The organism is Micromonospora sp. NPDC004540, assembly GCF_040610095.1.
Classification (GTDB): Bacteria; Actinomycetota; Actinomycetes; order Mycobacteriales; family Micromonosporaceae; genus Micromonospora.
Genome location: NZ_JBEXLR010000097.1, coordinates 1 through 24,326, shown reverse-complemented (window position 1 = coordinate 24,326; position 24,326 = coordinate 1). Strand labels below are relative to the sequence as shown.

Here is a 24,326-nt window from a genome sequence, read left to right as displayed (position 1 = left end):
GCGAACTGGCGACCGCCGGCGTCCGGGTGCCGGCCCCGCGCGCGCCCGGGCGGTCCGAGCGCGTCCCGGGCTGACCGGCGGCGCGCCTCAGCGGCTGGCGACCCGCACGTTGCCGCTGGTCGCGGTGACGTCGAGCAGCAGGGTCGCGCCGGGGTCGTTCGGCACGGCGAGGTCGCTGTCGCCCGACTTGGCGTCCGCCCGCACCCGGTACCGGCCCTCGGGCACGGTCAGGTCGACGTCGCCGCTGGTCGCGTGCAACCGGGCCGCGGCCGGCTTGTCCAGCTCGATGCTGACGTTGCCCGAGGTGGCCTCGGCGTCCACCCCGGCGGCGAGCCGGCGGGCGCTGATGTCGCCGGAGGAGGCACGCAGCCGGACCGGGCCGGTCGCGTCGACCACCTCGATGTTCCCGGAGGTGGTGGTGACGCGGACCTCGCCACGCGCCTCGGTGACGTTGACGTCGCCCGAGTTCAGGTTGAAGTCCACCGGGCCGACCCGGTGCAGCGTGACGTTGCCGGAGCTGGCCTCACCGCGCACCGTCACCCCCTCCGGGGCGGTCACCTCCCAGGAGACCGTGCACCGCGCGCCGCAGTCGCTCGGCAGCACCAGCTCGTCGCCCTTGATCTCGTAGCGGGTGTCGGGCTCCCCGCCCTGGTAGCGGACGATCCGCTTGATCCGCACCTGGTCGGCCGCGCCGGTGGCCCGGATCGTCACGTCGCCCGCGCCGCCGGCCGGCACGGTGATCTTGGTGATCTTCGCGCTCTCGGTCTGGTCGTAGTCGAGGCGGCGGAACGACAGGGTGTCACACCCGGCGAGGACGATCAGGGTGGCGGCCGCGGCGGCGGCGACGGCGGTCCGGTGCAGAGCCATGGCCAGGACGCTACGGCCGACCGTGCGCGCGGCGCATCGGGGTTCGACCGCCGATCCACCCCGAGGAGACCCTGAGATCGCACCCCGAGGGAGAATGGCCTGATGGCCGGATACCGCCGACAGCTCTACCGCGACGACGCGGTGGTGCTGCGCGTGCAGAAGCTCGGCGAGTCCGACCGGATCATCACCCTGCTCACCCGTCGGCACGGCCGGCTGCGCGCGGTGGCTCGGGGCGTCCGGCGCACCACCAGCAAGTTCGGCGCCCGGCTGGAGCCGTTCGGGCACGTCGACCTCCAGCTCGCCGGCGACCCCAAGGGCAACCACGGCAGCTCGCTGCACACCATCAGCCAGGTCGAGGGGATCGACCTCTACGGCAAGCGGTTCCTCGGCGACTACCCCCGCTACACCGCGGCCAGCGCGATCGCCGAGACCGCCGAGCGGCTCACCCCGATCGAGCGGGAGCCCTCGCTGCGGCTGTTCCAGCTCACCCTCGGCGCGTTGCGCTCGCTGGCCATCGGCGAGCACGCCACCACCCTGGTGCTCGACGCCTACCTCCTGCGCGGCATGGCCTTCGCCGGCTGGGCGCCGGCCCTGACCGCCTGCGCGGTCTGCGGCACCCCGGGGCGGCACCGGGCGTTCTCCGTGCCGGCCGGGGGCGCGGTCTGCCCGGACTGCCGGCCCCCCGGCGCCGCCCACCCCGCCCCGGCCACCATCGAGCTGATGTCCGCGCTGACCACCGGCGACTGGGCGTACGCCGACGCCACCGAGACCGGCGTGCGCCGGGAGTGCAGCGGCCTGGTCGCCGCGCACCTCCAGTGGCACCTGGAACGCGCGCTACGCTCGCTGCCGCTGGTCGACCGGGGTGCCCCGGCGTCCGGCGCGGTCCCGCCGCCCGGCGGCGCGGGGCCGGGTGTGGTCCCGCCGCGCGCCGGCGCCGGACCCGCCGCCGCTGGTGTGAACAGGGAGATGACCGAGTGATCCGATCGATGAGGGCCGGCCGCCGCGAGCCGGTTCGACCGACGCCGCACCCCTCCGGCGCCCGGCCGCCGGCGCTGCCGGCCGACGCGCTGCCGAAGCACGTCGCCGTGGTGATGGACGGCAACGGCCGCTGGGCCAAGGAGCGCGGGCTGCCCCGGACCAAGGGTCACGAGCAGGGCGAGCACAGCCTCTTCGACACCATCGAGGGCGCGATCGAGCTGGGCATCCCCTACCTCTCGGCGTACGCCTTCTCCACCGAGAACTGGCGGCGTTCGCCGGACGAGGTCCGCTTCCTCATGGGGTTCAACCGGGACGTCATCCGGCGCCGCCGCGACCAGCTCGTCGACCTGGGCGTCCGGGTGGTCTGGTCGGGCCGGGCCGGGCGGCTCTGGAAGAGCGTCATCTCCGAGCTGCAGACCGCCGAGGAGATGTCCCGCGGCAACTCCACGCTGACCCTCCAGTTCTGCGTCAACTACGGCGGTCAGGCGGAGATCGCCGACGCGGCCGCCGCGATCGCCCGCGACGCGGCCGCCGGCCGGATCGACCCGGGCAAGGTCACCGAGAAGACCATCGCGAAATACCTCTACCACCCGGAGGTCCCCGAGGTGGACCTCTTCCTCCGCCCGTCCGGGGAGCAGCGCACCTCCAACTTCCTGCTCTGGCAGACCGCCTACGCCGAGCTGGTCTTCCTCGACACCCTCTGGCCGGACTTCGACCGCCGGCACCTCTGGTACGCCTGCGAGCTCTACGCCCAGCGGGACCGCCGCTTCGGCGGCGCGCTGCCCAACCCGGTGGCCCCCGGCGCCTGAGGTGCGCTTACCGACGCCGCCTGCTGGGTATCAATCCGGACAGCAGGCAGATTGCGGAGGTGAACCCACATGATTCAGAAGCGGATTGCCCAGTGGGCGGTCATGGCGGTCGCCGTGCCGCTGGCGGCGGCCGGCGCGCGCCGGCTCAGCCACACCCTGGAGGCCCGTCGCGGCCCGACCGGGGTGAGCCGACTGCTCACCAAGGGCGCCGACATGCTGCGGCCGCAGAAGGCCAAGCGCCGTCGGTTCTGGTGACGTCAAGGTCCGCCGCGGCGTAGGGGCGGACCGCGCCGCGGGCGCCCCGCATCCGGCTTTCCGGCCGGGAGCGGGGCGCCCGCGCGTACGATCGGCGCAGGGCGCGCCGCCGGGCCGCGCCCGCCCACGGGGGTGGAGTATGAGCGATCTCCGGTTCAAAATGATCATGGCGTTGAACGCGGCGGACCTGGGCAGCCCGATCTGCGAGCAGGTCGCCGAGATCTGCGCGGAGATCGCCGAGCAGCACTGCGCCGAACTCGGCCACACGCCCGCCGTCCGCTCCGGCGAGATCGGCGAGCTGGCCACCGGCGAACCGGCGCTCACCTGGGCGCCGGCCGAGACCGGGCAGCGTGCCTGGTGACGGCGACGATGCCCGCGCCGGCGGTGGACGTCCGCCGGGCCGACGACCGGTTCAAGACCCGGCTGTCGTGGCTCGACTCCAAGCACTCCTTCTCGTTCTCCCGGCACTACGACCCGGCCAACACCCACCACGGGTTGCTGCTGGTCAACAACGACGACGTGGTGCACCCGGGCACCGGCTTCGAGACCCACCCGCACCAGGACATGGAGATCGTGACCTGGGTGCTGCGCGGCTCGCTGGTCCACCAGGACTCCACCGGGCACTCCGGCGTCATCTATCCCGGCCTGGCCCAGCGGATGAGCGCCGGCACCGGCATCCTGCACTCGGAGAAGAACGACTCCTGGCGGCTGGAGAACACCGCCCCGCACCGCGACCCGGTCCACTTCGTGCAGATGTGGGTGCTCCCCGACGAGGAAGGGATCGACCCGGGCTACGAGCAGCTGGAGATCGGTGACGAACTGCTGCGTGGCGGCCTGGTGCCGGTCGCCTCCGGAATGGACCGGTACGACGGCGCCTCCGCCATCCGGATCCGCAACCGGTACGCCACCCTGCACGCCGCCCGGCTCGCCCCCGGCGACTCGGTGAACCTGCCCGACGCGCCGTTCCTGCACCTCTACGTGCCCAGCGGCGCCGTGACGCTGGAAGCAGCCGGACACCTCGGCGAGGGCGATGCGGCTCGGATCACGATGGCCGGGGGTCAGCGGGTGACCGCCGCCGAGCCGGCGGAGATCCTGGTCTGGGAGATGCACGCCACGCTCGCCTGAGCGGGCTCACGCCTCCACTTCGGAGCGGTCGCCCGCCCACAGTGTGTGGAACGACCCCTCCCGGTCCACCCGGTGGTAGGTGTGCGCGCCGAAGTTGTCCCGCAGCCCCTGGATGAGCGCGGCCGGCAGCCGCTCGGCGCGCAACGCGTCGAAGTAGGCCAGCGACGACGAGAAGGCCGGGGTGGGCACGCCCGCCCGGGCCGCGTCGGCCACCACCCGCCGCCAGGCCGGGACCCCGGCGCCGACCCGGTCGGCGAACCAGGGGGCGACCAGCAGCGTGGGCAGTTCCCGCTCCGTGTCGTACGCCTCCCGGATCCGGTCCAGGAAGCGGGCCCGGATGATGCAGCCGCCCCGCCAGATGGTGGCGGTGCCGCCCAGGTCGATGTCCCAGTCGTACTCCTGGCTGCCGGCCCGGATGTGGTCGAAGCCCTGCGCGTACGCGACGATCTTGCTGGCCAGCAGCGCGCGCCGGACGTCCTCGACGAAGGTGTCCCGGTCGTCCACCTGCCACTTCTCGCCCGCGTCGGGGAACGCGCGGCGGGCGGCGGCGCGCTGGTCGGCGTGCCCGGAGAGCGACCGGGCGAAGGTGGCCTCGGCGATGCCGGTGATCGGGATGCCGAGGTCCAGCGCGCTCTGCACGGTCCACCGGCCGGTGCCCTTCTGCTCGGCCTGGTCGAGCACCACGTCGACGAAGGGCCGGCCGGTCGCCGTGTCGGTGTGCCCGAGCACGTCGGCGGTGATCTCGATGAGGAAGGACTCCAGCTCGCCGCCGTTCCACTCCCGGAAGATCTCCGCGATCTCCGCCGGGCTCGCCGACAGCCCCGCCCGCAGCAGGTCGTACGCCTCGGCGATGAGCTGCATGTCCGCGTACTCGATGCCGTTGTGGACCATCTTCACGAAGTGGCCGGCGCCGTCCGGTCCGATGTGCCGGCAGCAGGGGACGCCGTCCACCTGGGCGGCGATCCGCTCGAAGATCGGGCCGAGCTTCCGGTAGGACTCGGCCGAACCGCCGGGCATGATGCTCGGCCCGAGCAGCGCGCCCTCCTCGCCGCCCGAGACGCCGGTGCCGACGAAGTGCAGCCCGTGCCCGCGCAGCGCCTCCTCCCGGCGTCGGGTGTCGGCGAAGTGCGCGTTGCCGCAGTCGACGACGATGTCCCCCTCCTCCAGCAGCGGGACCAGCTCGTCGATCACCGCGTCGGTGGGGGCGCCGGCCTTCACCATGACGATCACGGCGCGGGGGCGCTCCAGCGAGGCGACGAAATCGGCCATCGACTCCGAGGGCACGAACGTGCCCTCGTCGCCGTGCTCGGCGAGCAGGCTCCGGGTGCGCTCGGGCGAGCGGTTGTGCACGGCCGCGGTGAAGCCGTTGCGGGCCAGGTTCCGGGCCAGGTTGCGGCCCATCACCGCCAGGCCGGTGACCCCGATCTGCGCCGTCGCCTGCTGTGCCATGCGTACCGCCACCCCTCGTCTCCGGTGCCCGTGCTGCGACCGTATCGCGGCCGGTAGGTGGGTGGGCCGGGACGTCGACGCCGGGTGAGGGCGCGGTGGCGGTGGGTCCTCAGCCCTCCGCGCCGGCCGTGCCGGTAATTCCGGTGCGGGACGGAGCGGCGGTGGGTTACCGTGCTGGCATGCGTAACTGACGCCCACCTCTCGCAGGCCCGGTCCACCGTGCACATCGCCGTGGACCGTGCGCCCCGGGCGTCCGCATCCTCCCGTCACCGTCGGTGGCGTGGCGTTTCTGGCCGGACCCGCCCGGGTGTTCCCCGCTCGCCGTGCCCACGGGTGCCCGACAGTCAGGAGGCAGCGTATGCCCGCCAAGCGCAGTCCGAAGAAGTCCCGCAAGCCCGCGCCGTCCCCGGTGGACCTCACCCCGCCGGATCTCGACGCGCTCACCGTGGCGCCGGCCGCGCCGGTGGCCCTGCCTGGGCGCACCGACACGCCGCCGTCACCGAAGGCCGGCCCGCCGGCCGGCCGGGAGGCCCGGCTCGCCGGGCGCAGCCAGCGCGCCGGCCAGACCCGGTTCTACGCCTTCCGGCGCAGCTGACCGGCCCCGGCTGCCGGGACGGGGTGTCGCGGCGCGATCATGTCGCGACACCCCGTCCGGCCAACGGTCTGCGGGTGGCGGACCGCACCGCCCTCGCAGGTCAGCCGATCAGCGGGCGGAAGGTGCCGAGCACCACGCTCACCGTCAGCGCCGCGCCGGCCAGCGCCGCCGCCGCGGCAACCAGCAGCGCGTCCGCCCGGGTGAAGCGCTGCCGGCGGGCGACCGTACGTGGGGTGCCGGCGTCGAAGCCCCGCGCGTCCATGGCCACGGCCAGCCGGGTGCCCCGCCGGATCGCCCCGACCAGCAGCGCGAACGCCGTCGACACGAACAGCCGCAGCCGGGCCACCGGGTTCCGGCCGGCGTCCACGCCCCGGGCCCGTCGGGCCATGCTGATCATCCGCCACTCCTCCTCCAGGAGCGGCACCAGCCGGAACGCGGCCAGCGCGCCGATGGCGAACCGGGCGGGCGCCTTCGCGTTCTGGACCAGCGCGTCGGCCAGGTCGGTGGGGTCGGTGGTCGCGAACACGATGATCCCGGGCAGCGCCACGGCGAGCATCCGCAGCACCAGGCCCAGCGCGGTGACCAGCACCCCCTCGGTGACCAGGATCGGGCCGGCCTCGACCAGCACCGGGCCGGAACGGTCGGCGGCGAAGAGCACCAGGGTGACCAGGATTCCGCCGGCGCCGGCCAGCAGCGGCCAGGCCCGCCGGGCCAGCACCCGGTAGCGGACGCCGAACAACGGCAGCACCGCCAGCTCGACGGCGATGGCGATGGCCGGGGCCACCGGGTCCAGGGTGGCCACCAGGACGAGGCTGAAGACCAGCGCGGCGGCCAGTTTCGCCACCGGATTGCGCCGGGCCAGCGGCGCACCGGGCGCGGCGACCGGCTCCACGCTGATCACCGGCGCTCCCGGGAGGCGGTCCGACCGGGGTCGGCGGAGGTCATCGGCGCTCCAGAGTGATGGTGCGGTCGGCCAGCGCGGCGACGAAGTCAGGGTCGTGGGTGACCGCGACGACGCCGTGGCCCGCGTCGCGCAGCTCGGCCAGGAGGTCGACCAGCTCCCGCCAGGTCCGCCGGTCCTGGCCGAAGGTGGGCTCGTCGCAGATCAGCAGGCGGGGCGCGGTGGCCAGGGCGGTCGCCACGCTCAACCGCCGCGCCTCGCCGCCGGAGAGGGTGTACGGGTTGGCACCGGCCAGCCGGTCCAGCCGCAGCCGCTCCAGCAGCGCGTCCACGGTGGCCGTCACGGCCGCCTCGGGCTGCCCGGTGCGGCGGGGACCGAGGGCCAGTTCGTCGCGGACGGTGCTGGTGACGAACTGGTGTTCGGGGTCCTGGAAGACCGAGCCGATCCGGCCGGCCAGGGCGGGTGCCCGCCAGCGGTGCGGGGGAGTACGCGCGTCCGGGCCGGCGAGGGCGGGGGTGGCGGTGACCGTACCGGTGCCGGGGCGGAGCAGCCCGCCGAGCAGCAGGGCCAGGGTGGACTTGCCGGCGCCGTTGGGGCCGAGGACGGCGAGCGCCTCGCCGGCGCGTACCCGAAGGTCGGTGGGGGTCAGCCGGGGCGGCAGGCCGAGCCGGTCGGCGGCGAGCAACACCTCGCCGGGCGGCGCGGTGGCGTGCCGGGGCGGCACGGTGCGGCCCGGCACCCAGACCCCGGCGGCGGCGAGCGCGTCGCCGTGCGCGGCGAAGACCGCGTCGGGCGGCCCGTCGGCGCGCACCCCGCCGCCGGGTTCGAGCACCACCACGCGGTCGACCAGCGGCAACGCCTCGGCGACCCGGTGTTCGACCAGGATCAGCGTGGTGTCCGCGTCGAGGGCGTCCGCGACGGCCCGGCGGACCAGGTCGGCGCCGGCCGGATCGAGGTTGGCGGTGGGCTCGTCGAGCAGCAGCAGCCCCGGCCGCAGGGCGAGCGTCCCGGCCAGGGCGAGCCGCTGCTGCTCACCCCCGCTCAGCGCCGCGGTGGGCCGGTCCCGGTCATACGGAAAGCCGACCCGTCGCAGCGCCTCGTCCACCCGGGGCCAGATCTCCCCGGCAGGCACTCCCCGGTTCTCCAGCCCGAACGCCACGTCGTCGCCGCACCGGGCCATCACCAGCTGGCTCTCCGGGTCCTGGAAGACGATGCCGACCCGTTCCCGGGCCTTGCGCGGGTCGAGCCCGTCGATCTCGACGGTGCCCTCCTGCTCGCCGGAGTCCTCCGGCAGCAACCCGGCCAGCGCCGCGAGCAACGTGCTCTTCCCGGCCCCGGAAGCCCCCAGCAGCAACACCCGCTCGCCAACCTCGACGCTCAGGTCCACCCCTCGGACGGCCCAGCCCTTCCGCCCGGCGTGCCGCCACCCGAACCCCCGCAGCTCCACGGCCCCCAACCGTCCCACCTCCCCTCTCCGGGCTACCCTGCCCGGTTGATCATGATGTTGACGGCAGTTTCAGAGATCGATATCGCCAACCTCATGATCAACACGGCCTCGGCGGGTGGTGGTCAGACGGCGGCGCGTTCGCGGCCGGCGGGGAAGCGGTCGAGGACACCCGTGTTGGCCAGGGCCCGGGTGAGGGCGACGCTGCCCAGGCCGGCCACCACCAGCGAGCTGGCGGCGGTCAGCAGGATGTAGGGGAGGCGGAAGCTGCCCCACGCGGTGCCCGGGTACCAGACGAAGACGTCGTAGATCGCCGCCGCGAGACCGGCCAGCGTCGCGGCGAGCAGCGCCACGGGCAGCCGGAAGCTGCGGTACGCGAAGAGCGCGAAAGCCAGCTCGGCGGCGGCCGCCTCCAGCGGGCCCTGCACGACGATCGTCCAGCCCCAGCTCGTGCCCAGTGCCACCGAGACCAGCGCGGCCAGGGTGAGGGTGAAGAGCGCCGCGCCCGGCTTCCGGACGACGAGGGCGCCCAGCACGGCCGGCACGAGCCATACGCCGTACAGGACGGCGCGGCCGGGCAGCGGGATGGCGTCCGCCGGCCCGTTCCAGAGCAGGCCCCAGGCCCAGAAGATGATGCCGAACGCCACCGCGAGCACGGAGGCCACGACGATGTCGATGGTGCGCCACCGGTTGGTGCTGTCCATGGTTGCTCCCAGTTCTGTGAGGTGAACCAGGAGAAGACGCACGCCGCGCCCGGTGGTCACCGGACGGCGGCGCGGCTGGAGGTCGACCGAACTCCCTGCGCTGGCATTACCCAGATCAGGTTCGAGGGTCTGCGGGCACCGGCCCGCACTCTCAGCGCTGTGCGCTCCCCTGTCGGATGTGAAGTTGTCTCGTCGCAGACGCTAGCACCGACCCCGCCGCCCGGCCCAGCTGGGCGATCGCCCGTTAGGGTGGCGATCATGCGGGTCGAGGCGCGAGGTCTGACGTTCGAGGTACGCACCGGCGGCCCCGAGGACGGCGAACCCGTCCTGCTGCTGCACGGCTTCCCGCAGCACGCCGGCGAGTGGGACGAGGTGACCCCCGCGCTGCACGGGGCCGGGCTGCGCACGTACGCGCTCGACCAGCGCGGCTACTCGCCCGGCGCGCGGCCGACGGAGGTCGGGGAGTACCGGATCCCGGAGCTGGTGGCCGACGCGGCCGCCGTGCTCGACGCGCTCGGGGTGACCGCCGCCCACCTGGTCGGCCACGACTGGGGCGCGATCGTGGCGTGGGGCCTGGCGGCGGCGCACCCGGAGCGGGTCCGCACGCTCACCGCGGTGTCGGTGCCGCACCCGGCGGCCATGGGGCACGCGCTCGCCACCGACCCGCGGCAGAAGGCCCGCTCCTCCTACATCGCCCTGTTCCGCAAGCCGGGCAAGGCGGAGAAGGTGCTGCTGGCGTTCCGGGCGGCGACGCTGCGCCGGATGCTGGCCGGGGTGGGCGACGCCGCCCGGGTGGCCCGCTACGCCGAGCCGATGCGCGAGCCGGGCGCGCTGACCGCGGCCCTGAACTGGTACCGGGCCATGACCGGGGCGGACATGAAGGCCGTCGGGCCGGTGGGCGTGCCGACCACGTTCGTCTGGAGCGACCAGGACGTGGCGATCGGGCGCACCGCAGCCGAGGCGTGCGCCACCCACGTCACCGGCGACTTCCGCTTCGAGGTGCTGTCCGGCGTCACCCACTGGATCCCGGACGAGGCGCCCGGTCCGCTCGCCGCGGCGATCCTCGCCCGCGCCGGCCGATGACCCCGACCCCGGCCCGGCCGCACACCCGGGCGTCACTCGCCGCCCAGCTCCGCGACCTCGGGGTACGCCCCGGCGGGACCGTGCTGGTGCACGCCTCCCTGCGCCCGCTGGGCTTCCTCTGCGGCGGCCCCGAGGCGGTGCTGCTCGCCCTGCGCGACGTGCTCGGCCCGGCCGGCACGGTGGTGGTGCCCACCCACACGCCGGAGAACAGCGACCCGGCGGAGTGGAGCAATCCGCCGGTGCCGGCGGACTGGTGGCCGGTGATCCGCGACGAGCAGCCCGGCTTCGACCCGGCGGTGACCCCGAGCCGTTTCATGGGCGCGCTGGCCGAGCTGGTCCGCACCTGGCCGGGGGCGCTGCGCAGCGACCACCCGCACGTGTCGTTCGCCGCGCTCGGCCCGGCCGCGGAGCGGATCGTCGGCGGCCACGCGCTGGCCGACATGCTGGGCGAGGGCTCCCCGCTGGCCCGCCTCTACGAGGCGGACGCCGACGTGCTGCTGCTCGGCGTCGACCACGGCAGCAACACCTCCCTGCACCTGGCCGAGTACCGGCAGCCCGCGCCACCCCGGCAGCGCTGCGGCGCGGCCGTGCTGACCGCCGACGGCGGCCGGGAGTGGGTGTGGTGGGACGACGTGCGCCTGGACGAGGAGAGTTTCGCCCGGCTCGGCGCCGACCTGGAGGCCACGGGCGCGGTGCGGCTCGGGCCGGTCGGCGACGGGACGGGCCGGTTGATGAGGCAGCGGGCGGCGGTCGACTTCGCGGTCGAGTGGCTGGCCCGGCCCCGACGGACGGAGGAAGCATGACCGTGAGCTCCGAGGCGTACCTGGCGGTGGTGACCGAGACGATCGGCCGGGTCGCCGCCGACCAGCGGGAGAACGTGGCCCGGGCGGCGGATCTGATCGCCGCGTCGCTGCGCGCCGACGGGGTGGTGCACGCGTTCGGCACCGGCCACTCGGAGGCCCTCGCCATGGAGATCGCCGGCCGGGCCGGCGGGCTGGTCCCCACCAACCGGATCGCCCTGCGCGACCTGGTGCTGCACGGCGGCGAGCCGGCCGACGTGCTCGGCCCGAAGCTGGAACGCGAGCCCGCCGTGGCGCACCGCCTCTACGAGCTGGCCCCGGTCCGGCCGCAGGACGTGTTCGTGCTCGCCTCCAACTCGGGGGTGAACGGGGCGATGGTCGAGTTCGCGGCCATCGTCAAGGAGCGCGGGCACGGGCTGGTGGCGATCACCTCGGCGCAGCACTCGGCCCGGATGAGCTCGCGCCACCCGTCCGGGCGCAAGCTCGCCGACTTCGCCGACGTGGTGCTCGACAACGGCGCCCCGTACGGCGACGCGACCCTGCCGCTGCCCGGCGGCGGCGCGGTCGGCGCGGTCTCCTCGATCACCGCCGCGCTGCTGGCCCAGCAGATCGTCGCCGAGGTGGTCGCTCGGCTGCTCTCGGCGGGGGAGCGGCCCCCGGTCTACCTGTCCGCCAACATCACGGGCGGCGACGAGCACAACGCCGAGCTGGAGGCCCGGTACGCGGGCCGGATCCGCCGGGGGGCTTGAACCGGTTTCGCGTGTGGCGCGGCGGGGCACAGGCTGAGCTGCCGGTGGGAGGCCCCCACCGGCAGTACCGTCTTTCCTGGAGGTAGCGCGTGTCCAAGGAAACCGAGAAGCAGCGCTGGCAGCGCAACTTCGCCGACCTGCTCCAGGAGCTGCGCGTGGCGCAGACCGGGGTGCAGATCCTCTTCGCCTTCCTGCTGACCCTGCCGTTCAGCAACGGTTTCACCCGGACCACCGAATTCCAGAAGGACGTCTACATCGTCGCGTTGCTGTCCGCCGCCGCGGCCACCGCGATGATCATTTCGCCGGTCGCCTTCCACCGGGCGCTGTTCCGCCAGGGCCGCAAGCCGGAGCTGGTCCGCTTCGCGCACCGGATGGCCAGCGGCGGCCTCGGCTTCATGCTGATCTCGATGGTCAGCGCGGTCCTGCTGATCACCGACTTCGTGCTGAGCCGCCCGATCGCCTTCCTGCTCAGCGCGCTCACCGGGGTCTGGTTCCTGGTCTTCTGGGTGATCCTGCCGTTCGCCCGGCGCAACTGGGGCGAGGACGACATCGACGACGAGGAAGACGATCCCCGGACGCTGGCCGGCGACTGACCGCTCGGGTCCCGCCAAATCGGACGTGCGCGCGAGGCTACCCCTGGGTAACACCCGGGGGTAGCGTCGTTTTGAGGCACGTCGACGCAGCCGGACCGAGGTCTCCAGGAGGCAGCCGTGACCACGACACAGAACAGCCGACCCGACCCCGCCGGCCACGGCGGCCCGACCGGGCGCGTGGCGCCGATCGACGACCCCGAGCCGACGCCTGGCACCGCAGCCGCCGTCGACGCGGCCGGTGGCGCCGGGCCGCTGCCCGGCGAGGCCGGCCAGGTCTCCGAGAAGGAGGCGCGGCAGGTCGCCGAGGCGGCCCGCGAGGCGGCCTGGGACCGGCCCAGCTTCGGCAAGGAGCTGTTCCTCGGCCGCTTCCAGCTCGACCTGATCAACCCCTGGCCCCGCTCCGACCCGGCCGACGTGGCGCGGGCCGAGGAGTTCCTCGGCGCGTTCGGGGCGTACCTGGACTCCGAGGTGGACGGTGCGGCCATCGAGCGCGACGCACACATCCCCGACGAGGTGTTCCAGGGGCTGGCCCGGCTCGGCGCGTTCGGCATGAAGATCGACCGGAAGTACGGCGGCCTCGGGCTGAGCAACCTGCACTACTGCCGGGCGCTCATGCGGGCCGGCTCGGTGAACCCGTCGATCGGCGCGCTGCTCTCCGCGCACCAGTCGATCGGCGTGCCGCAGCCGCTGAAGATGTTCGGCACCCCCGAGCAGAAGCAGCAGTTCCTGCCCCGGCTGGCCGCCGGTGAGGTCTCCGCCTTCCTGCTCACCGAGCCGGACGTCGGCTCCGACCCGGCCCGGCTGGCCACGACGGCCGAGCCGACCGAGGACGGCACCGGCTACCGGCTCAACGGAGTGAAGCTCTGGGCCACCAACGGCACGGTCGCCACCCTGCTGGTGGTGATGGCCCGGGTGCCGGCGGCGGAGGGGCGGCGCGGCGGCATCACCGCCTTCGTGGTGGAGGGCGACAGCGAGGGCATCACCGTCGAGCGGCGCAACGCCTTCATCGGGCTGCGCGGCCTGGAGAACAGCCTGACCCGGTTCCACGACGTCTTCGTGCCGAAGGAGAACGTGATCGGCGGCGAGGGCAAGGGCCTGAAGATCGCGCTGACCACGTTGAACACCGGCCGGCTCTCGCTGCCGGCCATGTGCGTGGGCGCGGGCAAGTGGGCGTTGAACGTGGCGCGGGAGTGGGCCGCCGACCGGGTCCAGTGGGGCCGGCCGGTCGGCGAGCACGAGGCGGTCGCCAAGAAGCTGGCCTTCATCGCCGCCACCACCTACGGCATGGAGTCCATGCTCGACCTCTGCTGCCTGCTCGCCGACGACGACCGCAACGACATCCGCATCGAGGCCGCGCTGGTGAAGCTCTACGCCAGCGAGATGGCCTGGAAGATCGCCGACGAGCTGATCCAGATCCGGGGCGGGCGCGGCTACGAGACGGCCGACTCCCTGGCCGCCCGGGGCGAGCGCCCGGCCGCGGTCGAGCAGCTCCTGCGCGACCTGCGGATCAACCGCATCTTCGAGGGCTCCACCGAGATCATGCACCTGCTGATCGCCCGCGAGGCGGTCGACGCGCACCTCTCGGTGGCCGGCGACATCATCGACCCGGACGCCGGGCTGGGCCGCAAGGCGAAGGCCGGCGCGCGGGCCGGCGTCTTCTACGCCAAGTGGCTGCCCACCCTCGCCGTCGGCAAGGGCCAGGCGCCCGGGGCGTACCACGAGTTCGGTCCGCTCGCCGGCCACCTGCGGCACGTCGAGCGAACGTCCCGCAAGCTGGCCCGGTCCACCTTCTACGCGATGTCCCGCTGGCAGGGGAAGATGGAGCGCAAGCAGGCGTTCCTCGGCCGGGTGGTGGACATCGGCGCGGAGCTGTTCGCGATGTCGGCGGTCTGCGTCCGGGCGGTCGCCGAGCGCGCCGAGCACCCGGAGAACGTCGAGTTGGCCGACCTGTTCTGCCGGCAGGCCCGGCTGCGGGTCGACGAGCTGTTCAGCGGGCTGTGGTCCAACACCGACGCGCTGGACGTGGCCGCCGCGAAGCGGATCATCGCCGGCCGGTACGCGTCCGTGGAGGAGGGCGTGGTCACCCCGCCCGCCGAGCAGCCCTGGGTGGCCCGCTGGCAGCCGGGCCCGTCCACGGCGGAGGACGTCCGCCGTCGCATCCCGCCCACGACCTGACGGTTCGGGGCCCCCGCCGAGCGCGGCGGGGGCCAGCCGGTCAGCGGGCGACCGCCCAGGCGATCACCCCGGCCAGGATGAGCCCGTTCAGCCCGGCCAGCACCAGGTACGCGGCCGGCGGGATCCGGCGGCCCTTGCGGACGAAGCTCACCAGCACGCCCGCGTAGATCAGCAGCAGGACCGCGACGACGATCAGGAAGTACAGCACCGGCACACCTTACCGGCCGGTGCGCAGCCCGAGTTCGCGCAGCTCCAGTGCGGCGAGCGCGTCGACCGTCTCGTCGTCGCCGCGGCGCCACGCCTCGGCCACGTCCGGCGCGATCCGGTTCAACTTCGCGAGCGGCTGCCCGGCGAGCGCGCGCAGCGCCAGCAGGTCCCGCCCGGCCGGGGCGGCGGCCAGCGCCTTCGCCGCGCCGGCCCGGCGCATCCAGCGCACCCGCAGCGGCAGCCAGCCGAACAGCACCAGCCCGAGCGGGAAGACCAGCACCGCGACGGTCAGCGCCAGGGCCAGCTGGCCGACCAGTTCCTGCTGGTCGCGGCCGGCCTCGGCGACCGAGCGGGCGGCCTCGGCGGCCTTGGTGAAGGGGGCGGTCAGCTCGTCGCCGACCAGCGGCACCCGGCCGACCTTCCCGCCGGCGTCGGCCAGGTTGTCGGCGAGCCCGCCGCCGGCCCCCTCCAGCTTCTGGCCGGGCACGGCGAGCTTCTCGACCAGGTCGTGCAGCCAGAGCGCGAAGCGGATCGCCGCGTACACCCAGACGACCACGAGCAGATCGGTGAGGAGCTGACGGAGGGCGGTCGGAAAACGGTCGGCGTAGATCTTCACGCGGGACAGCGTGCCACGGCCCGGCCGCCGGGGCACGGGGCAGTTTTCTCAGCCGGCGCAGGCCGGGCAGGTGCCGAAGATCTCCAGGGTGTGGCTGACCTCGGCGTACCCGTGTTCGGCGGCGACCCGCTCGGCCCAGCTCTCCACGGCCGGGCCGGCCACCTCCACGGTCCGGCCGCAGGCCCGGCAGACCAGGTGGTGGTGATGGCCCTCGCTGCACCGCCGGTAGAGGTGCTCGCCGCCGGGTGGGCGCATCACGTCGATCTCGCCCGCGTCGGCCAGCCCCTGGAGGGTCCGGTAGACGGTGGTCAGCCCGACCCGCTCGCCGCGCTGGCGCAGCATGGCGTGCAGGTCCTGGGCGCTGTGGAAACCCTCGACCTCGGCCAGCAGCGCGCTCACCGCGGTGCGCTGCCGGGTGTTGCGCAGCGTCCCCTCGGTCACGGCGGCCCCTCCCCGGCGTGGCTGACCGCGTCCGCCACGATGTGCGCGACGTGCTCGTCCACCAGGGCGTACGCGATCTCCCGGCCGCGCCGCGAGCCGCGCACGACGCCGGCGCCGCGCAGCACCCGCAGGTGCTGGGAGACCAGCGGTTGTGGGGCGCCGAGCTTCTCCACCAGCTCGTGCACGCAGCGCTCGCCCTCGGCCAGTTCGCTCACGATCGCCAGCCGGATCGGCGCCGACAGCGCGCGCAGCAGGTCACCCGCGCCCTCGAAGGCGTCGTACCCGTTCGTGACCGTCACCCCGTAACGGTAACCAATGCCAGCAGCGCCGGCCGGGACGGCCTCACCGGAGGACCACCTCGTGCTCCGGCGGCTCGGCCACCGGCGCGGGGGCCGGTCGGGTCCGCCGGCGCAGCGCCCGCCGGCCGGCCGCCAGCAGCGCCACCACCAGGAACGAGCCGATGGCCAGCAGCACCACCGAGGCGCCGGGCGCGGTGTCCGCGGTGGCGGCCACCCACAGCCCGGCCCCGGCCGCGAACAGCCCGAGCGCCATGGCCGCCGCCATGGTGGCCCGGAACCCCCGCGTCACCTGCTGCGCGGTGGCCACCGGCACCACCATGAGCGCGCTGATCAGCAGCACCCCGACCGCCCGCATGGCGATGGTCACGGTCACCGCGGTGCCGACCGCGAGGAGCAGGTTCAACGCCCGCACCGGCAGGCCGGAGACCCGGGCGTACTCCTCGTCGTGGCAGACCGCGAAGAGCGCCGGGCGCAGCGCCAGCATGGTCACCAGGAGCGCCACGCCGAGCACCGCGATGGTGACCAGGTCGGCCGGCGACGTCGTGGTCAGCGACCCGAAGAGGTACGCGTTGAGCGACCCGCTGCTGGCGTCGGAGAGCCCGACCAGCATCACGCCGCCGGCGATGCCGCCGTAGAAGAGCAGCGCCAGGGCCAGGTCACCGGAGGTGCGCCCGCGCGAGCGGACCAGCTCGATGACGATCGCGCCCAGCGTGGCCGCGACGACCGCGACCAGCACGGGGGAGCGGTTGAGCAGCAGCCCGGCGCCGACGCCGGTGAGCGCCACGTGGCCGATGCCGTCGCCGATCAGCGCCAGCCGGCGCTGCACCAGGTAGATGCCGAGCGCCGGGGCGGCCAGCCCGATGACCAGCGCGCCGACCAGGGCGCGCAGCATGAAGTCGTAGTGGAAGAAGAGGTCCATCACATGCTCCACAGCCCGGCGGGCTCCTCGTCGCAGTGCGGGTGCACGTGGTCGTGGCCCGGCTCGGCGTGGTGGCCGGCCGGCTCCGGCACCGCGCCGTCGTGGCAGATGCCGCCCTGGTGCACGACGACGGCCCGGCCGATCAGCGGGCGCAGCGGCCCCAGCTCGTGGGCGACCAGCAGCACGGTGCCGCCGCCGTCGCGGAAGGCGCGCAGCGCGGCGGCGAACGCCTCCTGGCTGGCCGCGTCCACCCCGGCGGTCGGCTCGTCGAGCACCAGCAGCTCCGGCCGGCCGGCCAGCGCCCGCGCGATCAGGGTGCGCTGCTGCTGGCCGCCGGAGAGGGTGGCGACCGGGTCGCCGGCCCGGTCGGCGAGCCCGACCGCGCGCAGCGCCGCGGCCACCGCCTCCCGGTCGGCCCGCCCCGGCGGGCGCAGCACGCCCCGGCGGGCCAGCCGCCCGGACGCCACCACCTCGCCCACCGTGGCGGGTACGCCGCTGCCCGCGCCGAGCCGCTGCGGGACGTACCCGATGCGGTGCCACTGCCGGAAGCGGCGCTGCGGCGTGCCGAAGAGGGTGACCGACCCGGCGCCCAGCGGCACCAGGCCGAGCACGGCGCGGATCAGGGTCGACTTGCCGGAGCCGTTGGCGCCGAGCACGGCCACCACCTCGCCGGCGGTGACGGTCAGTGAGACGTCGCGCAGCACCGACCGGCCGTCGTAGCCGACGGCGGCGTGCGCGACCTGGATCACGGGTTCGTTCATGAGCAGTCCAAGGCGGTCCGCAGGGTCTGGAGGTTGGCGCGCATCGCCGAGAGGTAGTCGCCGTCGGCGGGCGGGCCCTCGATCGGGTCGAGCACCGCGGTCGTCGCCCCGACCTCGCGGGCCACGGTCTCGGCGACCTTCGGGCTGACCAGCGTCTCGAAGAAGATGGTGGTGGCACGGTGCTCCCGGGCCTCCCGCGCCACGTCGGCGAGGCGCTGCGGGGAGGGCTCGGCGTCCGGGCTGAGGCCGGTGATGCCGACCTGTTCGAGCCGGTAGTGCTCGGCCAGGTAGCCGAAGGCGGTGTGGCTGGTCACGATCTCCCGGCGCTGGCAGGTGGCCAGGCCCCGGGTGTAGTCGGCGTCGAGCCCGGTCAGCTCGGTGCGCAGTGCCGCCGCCCGGGCGGTGAAGTCGGCGGCCCGGTCGGGGTCGATCGTGCCGAGCCGCTCGGCGAGCCGGTCGCCGACGGTGGCCAGCCGGGTCGGGTCCAGCCAGAGGTGCGGGTCGTGGCCGCCGCCCTCCTCGTGGCCGGCCTCGCCCTCGTGCTCGTGGCCGCCGGCCGCGGCGTCGAGCAGCGGCTGCACGCCGGCGACGTCGAACGCCCGGTCGCCGCCGTTCTGCTCGACCGCCTCGTCCACGGCGGGCTGGAATCCGGTGAGGTAGACGATCAGCTCGGCGTCGGCCACCTGGCCCACCTGCCGGGGGTTGAGTTCGAGGTCGTGCGGCTCGGCGCCGGGCTTGGTCAGGCTGGTGACCCGGACCGCGTCGCCGCCGATCTTCTCGGCGAGGAACTGGAGCGGGTAGAAGGCGGCCACCACGTCGACCCGGTCCGGGTCGCTCCCGCCGCCGCCCTCCGAGCAGGCGGCGAGGCCGCCCAGGGTGAGCAGGGCGGCGGTGGCGGCGGCGAGCGCGCGGGGGGCTGAGCGGACGGTCATGTAACTACTGTCCGCGATAACGAAATTGATTGTCAAAAACGCATGATTGCATGTCAGCGCAGGTCAACGGTCAGAGCAGCTTCGCCAGCGCGACCGCGATCAGCAGGGTCAGCAGCAGCAGCCGCAGCACCCGGGTCGCCGGCGCCTGCACCGGCCAGGTGACCGTCATCAGCCACACCAGCCCCGCGGCCAACGCCAGCAGCACCAGGCCGCCCACCGGGCCGGGCACGAAGAGCCCGACCAGCACCAGGACCAGCGCGGCCAGGAACACCGTCGTCGGGTTGAGCCGTGCCAGCCGGGACAGCACGGGACTCTGCGTACGCTGCATGCCACAGACTCTACGAGGAGGAACCCGGTGCTGGTCACCAACCGGTTCGTGGTGGACGCCGACGTGGCGGACGAGTTCACCCGGGAGGCGCACGCCGCGCTCGCCGCGCTCGCCGCGCGCCCGGGGTACCTGCGCGGCGAACTGCTCCGGGCGCTGGACGACCCCGCCCACTGGTGCCTGATCACCGAGTGGGAGTCGGTCGGGGCCTACCGCCGGGCGCTCGGCGGGTTCGATGTCAAGGTCACCGCGGTGCCGCTGCTCGCCCGGTCGGTGGACGAGCCCTCGGCGTACGAGACACTGGCCAGTGCCGCGCCGGACGGCGAGATCGTCGTGGTGGCCAGTGATCGGGCCGCAGGTCCTTACCGCTGAGGCCGGGGGCACTACCCTGGCGCGTATGACCGCTCCCGGGCCGGCCGCCCCACCACCTCCGCCCGTGCCCTCCGGCGTGCCGCCGGTGCCGGGATTCCCGGCCGAGCCCGGCGTCCCCGCGCCGCCGCCCGGTCCCGGCGTCGCCCCGCCGTTCGCCGCCCCGCCCACCGAGGGCGGGCGGGCCCGGCTCTGGCTCGGCCTGGGCGTGGGCGCGCTCGCCCTGCTGCTCTGCTGCGGCGGGGGCGGCGCCGCCGTGGTCGGGCTTGCGGTCAGCAACGTGCAGGCCGTCGAGGAGCAGGGCCGGGCGGTCACCGACGACTACTACCAGGCGCTCGTCGCCAAGGACTGGTCCAAGGCGTACGACCAGCTGTGCGACGACGCCCGGCGGCGCGAGTCCCGGCGCGAGTTCGAGCAGCGGGTGGCCACCGAGCCGCAGGTCTCCGGCTACCGGGTGGGCGAGGTCGACACCACGACGCTGACCGTGCCGGTGGACGTGACGCTGGCCGGCGGCAAGCGGGAGGCGCAGACCGTCACGCTGGCGCCGGACCAGCAGACCGGCGGCATGGAGGTGTGCGGGGTGAGCTGACCGCGCCCCGGTATTCTGCTGGGCTCGGGACCACGGTGGTCGTACCGTTGTCCCGAACCGTCCGGTTCCACTCACATCGCCCCCGCCGACCGCCAGCCGGCGTAGGAGGAAACATGCCAGCCGACCGTATCGACGCCGTCGTCAGCCTCGCCAAGCGCCGGGGCTTCGTCTTCCCCTCCAGCGAGATCTACGGGGGCACTCGGTCGGCCTGGGACTACGGTCCGCTCGGCGTCGAGCTCAAGGAGAACGTCCGCCGGCAGTGGTGGAAGACCATGGTCCAGCAGCGTGACGACGTCGTCGGCCTGGACTCCGCGGTCATCCTGGCCCGCAAGGTCTGGGAGGCCAGCGGCCACATCGCCGAGTTCGTCGACCCGCTCACCGAGTGCCAGTCCTGCCACAAGCGGTTCCGCGCCGACCACCTCGAAGAGGCGTACGAGGCCAAGCACGGCAAGCCGCTCACCTCGCTGACCGAGCTGAACTGCCCGAACTGCGGCAACAAGGGCACCTTCACCGAGCCGAAGATGTTCAACGGCCTGATGAAGACCTACCTGGGCCCGGTGGAGAGCGACGAGGGCCTGCACTACCTGCGACCGGAGACTGCCCAGGGCATCTTCGTCAACTACAAGAACGTGGAGACGGTCGCCCGCAAGAAGCCGCCGTTCGGCATCGCGCAGACCGGCAAGTCGTTCCGCAACGAGATCACCCCGGGCAACTTCATCTTCCGCACCCGCGAGTTCGAGCAGATGGAGATGGAGTTCTTCGTCGAGCCGGGCACCGACGAGAAGTGGCACGAGTACTGGCTCGCCGAGCGCTGGAACTGGTACCTCGACCTGGGCCTCTCCGAGGACAACCTGCGCTTCTACGAGCACCCCAAGGAGAAGCTCTCCCACTACTCGAAGCGCACCGTCGACATCGAGTACCGGTTCCAGTTCGGCGGCACCGAGTTCGCCGAGCTGGAGGGCATCGCCAACCGGACCGACTTCGACCTGTCCACGCACAGCAAGCACTCCGGCGTCGACCTGTCGTACTTCGACCAGACCAAGGGCGAGCGCTGGATGCCCTACGTGATCGAGCCGGCCGCCGGCCTGACCCGCGCGGTGCTGGCCTTCCTGCTCGAGGCGTACGACGAGGACGAGGCGCCGAACACCAAGGGCGGCGTGGACAAGCGCACCGTCATGCGCTTCGACCCGCGGCTGGCCCCGGTCAAGGTGGCGGTGCTGCCGCTGTCCCGCAACGAGGCGCTCTCGCCGAAGGCCAAGCAGCTCGCCACCGACCTGCGCAAGCGCTGGGTGGTCGAGTTCGACGACTCGCAGGCCATCGGCCGCCGCTACCGCCGGCAGGACGAGATCGGCACCCCGTTCTGCGTCACCGTCGACTTCGACACCCTCGACGACAACGCGGTGACCGTGCGGAACCGGGACACCATGACCCAGGAGCGCATCTCGCTGGACCAGGTCGAGCGCTACCTGATCGAGCGCCTGCCCGGCTGCTGACGCTGGTCACGGGGCCCCGACCGGTCGGTCGGGGCCCCGTACACTTGTCCGGTGACCGCCCCGACCCTGCCCGCGCTGCGCCCGCTGACCCTCGGCCCACACCAGGTGTGGCCGCCGGTGGTGCTCGCGCCGATGGCCGGGATCACCAATGTCGGCTTTCGCCGGCTCTGCCGCGAGCAGGGCGGCGGCATCTACGTCTGCGAGATGATCACCACCCGGGCGCTCGTCGAGCGCAACCCGAAGACCCTCCGCATGATCGCCTTCGGCGCCGACGAGCAACCGCGCAGCCTCCAGCTCTACGGCACCGACCCGGAGATCACCGCCGCCGCCGTGCGGATCGTGGTCGAGAAGAACCTCGCCGACCACATCGACCTCAACTTCGGCTGCCCGGTCCCCAAGGTCACCCGGCGCGGCGGCGGTTCGGCCCTGCCGTGGCGGCGCCGGCTCTTCGCCCGGCTGGTCCGGGCCGCGGTGGACGCCGCGTCGCCCGCCGGGGTGCCGGTCACCGTGAAGATGCGCAAGGGCATCGACGACGACCACCTGACGTACGTCGAGGCGGGTCTCGCCGCCCAGGACGCGGGCGTCGCCGCGGTCGCCCTGCACGGGCGTACGGCAGCGCAGCGCTACTCGGGCACCGCCGACTGGGACGCCGTCGCCACCCTCAAGCAGGCGCTCGACGTGCCGGTGCTCGGCAACGGCGACATCTGGGAGGCCGACGACGCGCTGCGGATGGTCGCCCACACCGGCGTCGACGGGGTGGTGATCGGGCGGGGCTGCCTGGGCCGCCCCTGGCTCTTCGCCGATCTGGAGGCCGCCTTCAACGGCCGCACCGAGCGGCGGCTGCCGAACCTCGGCGAGGTGGCGGCGACCATGCGGCGGCACGCCGAGCTGCTGGTCGACCAGTTCGTGGCCGGCGCCCGCAACCCGGCCCGGGGCGAGCGCGACGGCTGCACCGACTTCCGTAAGCACGTGGCCTGGTACCTCAAGGGCTTCCCGATCGGCAGCGAGCTGCGCCGCTCGCTCGCCATGATCGACAGCCTGGCCCAGCTCGACGACCTGCTCGGCAAGCTCGACCCGACCGTGCCGTTCCCGGTGGAGACCCTCGGCCAGCCGCGCGGCCGGACCAACTCCCCGGGCAAGGTCTTCCTGCCCGACGGCTGGCTGGCCAGCCGGGACGACGACACCCCGCCGGACGGCGCCGAGCTGGACGACTCCGGCGGCTGACGGCGGTCAGGCGTCGGCCCGCCCGAGGGCCCGCCGCGTCGCCAGCCCGAGCCACGCCACCCCGGTGTAGAGGGCGACCCGTTCGAGCAGGCCGCTGGGGGCTCCGGGCAGGATGCCGGCGTAGTCCAGCCCGACCAGCGCGGAACAGGCCACGAACCCGATGACCACCACTGCCGTGACGGCCCGGCCGGTGGTCTGCCAGGCCGTGCCGTGACCCGCCCGCCGCAGGTCCCGGCCGAGTAGCCAGCCGGCGACCGCCATCGCCCCGACGAGGACCGCCGCGGCGACGTCGTGGCCGGTGCCGTGCCAGCTCTGTCCGACGCTCGCGCCGGCCGGGTAGCCCAGGCTCGGGTCCATCGGAAGTGCCGCCGCGGCGAGCAGCGCGAGGCCGGCCACGGCGACCGTGCGCCAGCTCCACGCCGTACGAGTCCCTCGGGCGGCTGCCCGCCGCAGGCCGACGGCGGCGAGGACGAGGAGGACGGCGCAGGTCGCGAGCTTGGCGAAGCCCAGCCAGCCCCGGTCGCCGAGGGACAGGTGGCTCACCCAGTGGCGGGCCGGGTCGTAGTCGGGTCGGGTGAACGCGTCGGCCAGGTCGACACCGACGAAGACCAGCGGTGCAAGGGTGGCGGCCACCCGGGCGGTGGGCAACATGGGGACCTCCGCGCGTCGTAAGGCTGCTTGCTGCGAACGGTGTTCGCAGGAATCCTCGCATCCTGCGAACACCGTTCGCAAGCCCCGGGCGGCCGAGCCGCGCCACTAAGCTGGGACACCGTCGCGCTGTCGGGAGGGCCGGACAGCCGTCAGGATCGGAGGACGGGTGGGACAGTCCGCGTCGCGGCCCGCGCTGACCCGGGAGGCGATCGTCGCCGCCGCGCTGGACCTGGTCGGCCGCCGCGGCGTCGAGGCCGTCAGCATGCGTACGGTCGCCGACGCGTTCGGCACCGGTCCGGCGTCGATCTATCGCCACGTCTCCGGCAAGGACGAGCTGTTGGATCTGGCCCTCGACCGGGTGCTGGCGGAGGTGCGCACACCGCCCGACGGCCGGGACTGGCGCCAGGCATTGACCGAGTTCGCCGGCGAGGTCCGAGGCGCGTTGCTCCGCCACGGCGACATCGCCGCCGTCGCGATGTCCGGGCGACCGGTCGGCGGCAACTCGGTCCGCATCGCCGAGGCTCTGCTGGCCACCCTGCGTACGGCGGGGTTCCCCGATGACGTCTGCGCCTGGGCCCTGGACCGGCTCTCGTTGTACGTCACCGCGGACGCCCTCGACACGGCCCGCAAGCGGCTCAACGAGAGGGCTGGCGCCGAGGCGGTGGCCCGGCACTGGGCGGCGGTCGCGGAGCACTACCGCAACCTGTCGGCGCAGGAGTTCCCGCACACCACCGCGATGGGGCAGGAACTGTTCCGGGGTGATCCCGAGGGCCGGTTCGCGCTCGGGTTGGGGGTGTTCCTCGACGGGCTCGCCCTTCAACGGCGTTGAATCCGCGACGACGAAAGGGCCCGACCCCCTGGGGGTCGGGCCCTTTCGTGTTGCTGTCTTGCTGTCGATCGGATCGTCAGGAGGCGCTGTAGCCGCGGGTGGCGATCCAGTCGGCGAGGTTGTCCACGCTGATGCGGTAGGAGG

General features: G+C 74.1%; 30 protein-coding genes and 1 riboswitch. Of the genes, 16 read left to right on the top strand and 14 right to left on the bottom strand.

Annotation, left to right across the window (positions count from 1 at the left end; genetic code table 11):
* Positions 1 to 87 precede the first annotated feature (87 nt).
* Complete coding sequence (locus tag ABZV78_RS25750) at positions 88 to 867, bottom strand: DUF4097 family beta strand repeat-containing protein (protein ID WP_355642514.1); 780 nt, start codon at positions 865 to 867, stop codon at positions 88 to 90.
* Between the two features lie 102 nt (positions 868 to 969).
* Between ABZV78_RS25750 and recO the strand changes: the two genes are divergently transcribed.
* The 5 genes from recO (at position 970) to ABZV78_RS25725 (ending at position 4,034) form a co-directional block, all read left to right on the top strand.
* Positions 970 to 1,845, top strand: coding sequence for a DNA repair protein RecO (gene recO / locus ABZV78_RS25745; protein WP_355642512.1), 876 nt, complete (start codon positions 970 to 972; stop codon positions 1,843 to 1,845).
* 8 nt (positions 1,846 to 1,853) lie between these two features.
* Positions 1,854 to 2,654, top strand: coding sequence for an isoprenyl transferase (locus tag ABZV78_RS25740; protein WP_355642519.1), 801 nt, complete (start codon positions 1,854 to 1,856; stop codon positions 2,652 to 2,654).
* Positions 2,655 to 2,723: 69 nt separating this feature from the next.
* A complete protein-coding gene (locus ABZV78_RS25735; RefSeq protein ID WP_091269936.1) occupies positions 2,724 to 2,909 on the top strand; it encodes a hypothetical protein in 186 nt (61 codons plus the stop codon).
* A gap of 139 nt (positions 2,910 to 3,048) precedes the next feature.
* Positions 3,049 to 3,270, top strand: coding sequence for a thioredoxin reductase (locus tag ABZV78_RS25730; protein ID WP_355642510.1), 222 nt, complete (start codon positions 3,049 to 3,051; stop codon positions 3,268 to 3,270).
* On the top strand, positions 3,267 to 4,034 hold the full coding sequence (locus ABZV78_RS25725) for a pirin family protein (RefSeq protein ID WP_355642508.1): 768 nt from the start codon (positions 3,267 to 3,269) through the stop codon (positions 4,032 to 4,034). Before ABZV78_RS25730 ends, ABZV78_RS25725 begins: the two co-directional genes overlap by 4 nt.
* 6 nt (positions 4,035 to 4,040) lie before the next feature.
* Here the strand turns inward: ABZV78_RS25725 and gndA are convergent, their stop codons facing one another.
* Entirely contained in the window at positions 4,041 to 5,483 is a 1,443-nt protein-coding gene (gndA, locus tag ABZV78_RS25720; protein ID WP_355642506.1) for an NADP-dependent phosphogluconate dehydrogenase, read from the bottom strand.
* A 358-nt stretch (positions 5,484 to 5,841) separates the two neighbouring features.
* Between gndA and ABZV78_RS25715 the strand changes: the two genes are divergently transcribed.
* Entirely contained in the window at positions 5,842 to 6,078 is a 237-nt protein-coding gene (locus ABZV78_RS25715; protein ID WP_355642504.1) for a hypothetical protein, read from the top strand.
* Positions 6,079 to 6,178: 100 nt separating this feature from the next.
* On the opposite strand, the gene ABZV78_RS25710 is transcribed toward ABZV78_RS25715, so the two are convergent.
* From ABZV78_RS25710 to ABZV78_RS25700, 3 genes are all read right to left on the bottom strand, one after another.
* On the bottom strand, positions 6,179 to 6,979 hold the full coding sequence (locus ABZV78_RS25710; protein WP_355642503.1) for an energy-coupling factor transporter transmembrane component T: 801 nt from the start codon (positions 6,977 to 6,979) through the stop codon (positions 6,179 to 6,181).
* A gap of 40 nt (positions 6,980 to 7,019) precedes the next feature.
* Positions 7,020 to 8,435 carry an ABC transporter ATP-binding protein gene (locus tag ABZV78_RS25705; RefSeq protein WP_355642501.1) on the bottom strand — a complete coding sequence of 472 codons (1,416 nt, stop codon included), beginning with the start codon at positions 8,433 to 8,435 and terminating at the stop codon, positions 7,020 to 7,022.
* A gap of 113 nt (positions 8,436 to 8,548) precedes the next feature.
* A complete protein-coding gene (locus ABZV78_RS25700; protein ID WP_355642499.1) occupies positions 8,549 to 9,127 on the bottom strand; it encodes an ECF transporter S component in 579 nt (192 codons plus the stop codon).
* Between the two features lie 74 nt (positions 9,128 to 9,201).
* Positions 9,202 to 9,308, bottom strand: a riboswitch (TPP riboswitch).
* Between the two features lie 77 nt (positions 9,309 to 9,385).
* Between ABZV78_RS25700 and ABZV78_RS25695 the strand changes: the two genes are divergently transcribed.
* From ABZV78_RS25695 to ABZV78_RS25675, 5 genes are all read left to right on the top strand, one after another.
* Complete coding sequence (locus ABZV78_RS25695; RefSeq protein WP_355642498.1) at positions 9,386 to 10,210, top strand: alpha/beta hydrolase; 825 nt, start codon at positions 9,386 to 9,388, stop codon at positions 10,208 to 10,210.
* Positions 10,207 to 11,013, top strand: a complete 807-nt coding sequence (locus ABZV78_RS25690; RefSeq protein WP_355642496.1) for an AAC(3) family N-acetyltransferase — start codon at positions 10,207 to 10,209, stop codon at positions 11,011 to 11,013. Before ABZV78_RS25695 ends, ABZV78_RS25690 begins: the two co-directional genes overlap by 4 nt.
* Positions 11,010 to 11,759, top strand: coding sequence for an SIS domain-containing protein (locus tag ABZV78_RS25685; RefSeq protein ID WP_355642494.1), 750 nt, complete (start codon positions 11,010 to 11,012; stop codon positions 11,757 to 11,759). The genes ABZV78_RS25690 and ABZV78_RS25685 overlap by 4 nt, the downstream gene beginning before the upstream one ends.
* 89 nt (positions 11,760 to 11,848) lie before the next feature.
* On the top strand, positions 11,849 to 12,352 hold the full coding sequence (locus ABZV78_RS25680) for a DUF6328 family protein (protein ID WP_355642492.1): 504 nt from the start codon (positions 11,849 to 11,851) through the stop codon (positions 12,350 to 12,352).
* Positions 12,353 to 12,604: 252 nt separating this feature from the next.
* Positions 12,605 to 14,527: an acyl-CoA dehydrogenase family protein gene (locus ABZV78_RS25675; protein WP_355642516.1), complete on the top strand. Its 1,923-nt coding sequence runs from the start codon at positions 12,605 to 12,607 to the stop codon at positions 14,525 to 14,527.
* A gap of 40 nt (positions 14,528 to 14,567) precedes the next feature.
* Here the strand turns inward: ABZV78_RS25675 and ABZV78_RS25670 are convergent, their stop codons facing one another.
* The 8 genes from ABZV78_RS25670 to ABZV78_RS25635 form a co-directional block, all read right to left on the bottom strand.
* The gene (locus tag ABZV78_RS25670) at positions 14,568 to 14,735 is read right to left on the bottom strand and encodes a hypothetical protein (protein ID WP_167537054.1); all 168 of its coding nucleotides are present in this window, start codon (positions 14,733 to 14,735) and stop codon (positions 14,568 to 14,570) included.
* Between the two features lie 9 nt (positions 14,736 to 14,744).
* Complete coding sequence (locus ABZV78_RS25665) at positions 14,745 to 15,350, bottom strand: hypothetical protein (RefSeq protein ID WP_355642490.1); 606 nt, start codon at positions 15,348 to 15,350, stop codon at positions 14,745 to 14,747.
* 48 nt (positions 15,351 to 15,398) lie between these two features.
* Positions 15,399 to 15,791, bottom strand: coding sequence for a Fur family transcriptional regulator (locus tag ABZV78_RS25660; protein WP_355642488.1), 393 nt, complete (start codon positions 15,789 to 15,791; stop codon positions 15,399 to 15,401).
* On the bottom strand, positions 15,788 to 16,090 hold the full coding sequence (locus tag ABZV78_RS25655) for a metalloregulator ArsR/SmtB family transcription factor (RefSeq protein WP_355642487.1): 303 nt from the start codon (positions 16,088 to 16,090) through the stop codon (positions 15,788 to 15,790). Before ABZV78_RS25655 ends, ABZV78_RS25660 begins: the two co-directional genes overlap by 4 nt.
* A gap of 43 nt (positions 16,091 to 16,133) precedes the next feature.
* Positions 16,134 to 17,009: a metal ABC transporter permease gene (locus tag ABZV78_RS25650; RefSeq protein ID WP_355642485.1), complete on the bottom strand. Its 876-nt coding sequence runs from the start codon at positions 17,007 to 17,009 to the stop codon at positions 16,134 to 16,136.
* The gene (locus tag ABZV78_RS25645) at positions 17,009 to 17,770 is read right to left on the bottom strand and encodes a metal ABC transporter ATP-binding protein (protein ID WP_355642483.1); all 762 of its coding nucleotides are present in this window, start codon (positions 17,768 to 17,770) and stop codon (positions 17,009 to 17,011) included. Before ABZV78_RS25645 ends, ABZV78_RS25650 begins: the two co-directional genes overlap by 1 nt.
* Positions 17,767 to 18,702: a metal ABC transporter substrate-binding protein gene (locus tag ABZV78_RS25640; RefSeq protein ID WP_355642481.1), complete on the bottom strand. Its 936-nt coding sequence runs from the start codon at positions 18,700 to 18,702 to the stop codon at positions 17,767 to 17,769. The genes ABZV78_RS25645 and ABZV78_RS25640 overlap by 4 nt, the downstream gene beginning before the upstream one ends.
* A gap of 70 nt (positions 18,703 to 18,772) precedes the next feature.
* Entirely contained in the window at positions 18,773 to 19,030 is a 258-nt protein-coding gene (locus tag ABZV78_RS25635; RefSeq protein WP_355642480.1) for a DUF6703 family protein, read from the bottom strand.
* A 27-nt stretch (positions 19,031 to 19,057) separates the two neighbouring features.
* Here ABZV78_RS25635 and ABZV78_RS25630 point away from each other — a divergent pair, with 27 nt between their 5' ends.
* From ABZV78_RS25630 to dusB, 4 genes are all read left to right on the top strand, one after another.
* A complete protein-coding gene (locus ABZV78_RS25630) occupies positions 19,058 to 19,399 on the top strand; it encodes an antibiotic biosynthesis monooxygenase family protein (RefSeq protein WP_355642479.1) in 342 nt (113 codons plus the stop codon).
* Positions 19,400 to 19,424: 25 nt separating this feature from the next.
* Positions 19,425 to 19,985, top strand: a complete 561-nt coding sequence (locus tag ABZV78_RS25625) for a hypothetical protein (RefSeq protein WP_355642477.1) — start codon at positions 19,425 to 19,427, stop codon at positions 19,983 to 19,985.
* A 113-nt stretch (positions 19,986 to 20,098) separates the two neighbouring features.
* Entirely contained in the window at positions 20,099 to 21,478 is a 1,380-nt protein-coding gene (locus ABZV78_RS25620) for a glycine--tRNA ligase (RefSeq protein WP_355642476.1), read from the top strand.
* 51 nt (positions 21,479 to 21,529) lie between these two features.
* Positions 21,530 to 22,702, top strand: a complete 1,173-nt coding sequence (dusB, locus tag ABZV78_RS25615) for a tRNA dihydrouridine synthase DusB (protein WP_355642474.1) — start codon at positions 21,530 to 21,532, stop codon at positions 22,700 to 22,702.
* A gap of 6 nt (positions 22,703 to 22,708) precedes the next feature.
* On the opposite strand, the gene ABZV78_RS25610 is transcribed toward dusB, so the two are convergent.
* Entirely contained in the window at positions 22,709 to 23,353 is a 645-nt protein-coding gene (locus tag ABZV78_RS25610; RefSeq protein ID WP_355642473.1) for a DUF998 domain-containing protein, read from the bottom strand.
* Positions 23,354 to 23,519: 166 nt separating this feature from the next.
* Here ABZV78_RS25610 and ABZV78_RS25605 point away from each other — a divergent pair, with 166 nt between their 5' ends.
* Complete coding sequence (locus ABZV78_RS25605; protein ID WP_355642471.1) at positions 23,520 to 24,182, top strand: TetR/AcrR family transcriptional regulator; 663 nt, start codon at positions 23,520 to 23,522, stop codon at positions 24,180 to 24,182.
* Positions 24,183 to 24,326 lie beyond the last annotated feature (144 nt).

Bases quoted from the DNA above. Each gene is read 5' to 3' on its own strand.
- ABZV78_RS25700 (WP_355642499.1), bottom strand. From the start codon at position 9,127: ATGGACAGCACCAACCGGTGGCGCACCATCGACATCGTCGTGGCCTCC.
- ABZV78_RS25735 (WP_091269936.1), top strand. From the start codon at position 2,724: ATGATTCAGAAGCGGATTGCCCAGTGGGCGGTCATGGCGGTCGCCGTG.
- ABZV78_RS25685 (WP_355642494.1), top strand. From the start codon at position 11,010: ATGACCGTGAGCTCCGAGGCGTACCTGGCGGTGGTGACCGAGACGATC.
- ABZV78_RS25635 (WP_355642480.1), bottom strand. From the start codon at position 19,030: ATGCAGCGTACGCAGAGTCCCGTGCTGTCCCGGCTGGCACGGCTCAAC.
- ABZV78_RS25740 (WP_355642519.1), top strand. From the start codon at position 1,854: ATGAGGGCCGGCCGCCGCGAGCCGGTTCGACCGACGCCGCACCCCTCC.
- ABZV78_RS25620 (WP_355642476.1), top strand. From the start codon at position 20,099: ATGCCAGCCGACCGTATCGACGCCGTCGTCAGCCTCGCCAAGCGCCGG.
- ABZV78_RS25750 (WP_355642514.1), bottom strand. From the start codon at position 867: ATGGCTCTGCACCGGACCGCCGTCGCCGCCGCCGCGGCCGCCACCCTG.
- gndA (WP_355642506.1), bottom strand. From the start codon at position 5,483: ATGGCACAGCAGGCGACGGCGCAGATCGGGGTCACCGGCCTGGCGGTG.
- ABZV78_RS25610 (WP_355642473.1), bottom strand. From the start codon at position 23,353: ATGTTGCCCACCGCCCGGGTGGCCGCCACCCTTGCACCGCTGGTCTTC.
- ABZV78_RS25625 (WP_355642477.1), top strand. From the start codon at position 19,425: ATGACCGCTCCCGGGCCGGCCGCCCCACCACCTCCGCCCGTGCCCTCC.
- ABZV78_RS25690 (WP_355642496.1), top strand. From the start codon at position 10,207: ATGACCCCGACCCCGGCCCGGCCGCACACCCGGGCGTCACTCGCCGCC.
- ABZV78_RS25715 (WP_355642504.1), top strand. From the start codon at position 5,842: ATGCCCGCCAAGCGCAGTCCGAAGAAGTCCCGCAAGCCCGCGCCGTCC.
- ABZV78_RS25730 (WP_355642510.1), top strand. From the start codon at position 3,049: ATGAGCGATCTCCGGTTCAAAATGATCATGGCGTTGAACGCGGCGGAC.
- recO (WP_355642512.1), top strand. From the start codon at position 970: ATGGCCGGATACCGCCGACAGCTCTACCGCGACGACGCGGTGGTGCTG.
- ABZV78_RS25645 (WP_355642483.1), bottom strand. From the start codon at position 17,770: ATGAACGAACCCGTGATCCAGGTCGCGCACGCCGCCGTCGGCTACGAC.
- ABZV78_RS25650 (WP_355642485.1), bottom strand. From the start codon at position 17,009: ATGGACCTCTTCTTCCACTACGACTTCATGCTGCGCGCCCTGGTCGGC.
- ABZV78_RS25695 (WP_355642498.1), top strand. From the start codon at position 9,386: ATGCGGGTCGAGGCGCGAGGTCTGACGTTCGAGGTACGCACCGGCGGC.
- ABZV78_RS25640 (WP_355642481.1), bottom strand. From the start codon at position 18,702: ATGACCGTCCGCTCAGCCCCCCGCGCGCTCGCCGCCGCCACCGCCGCC.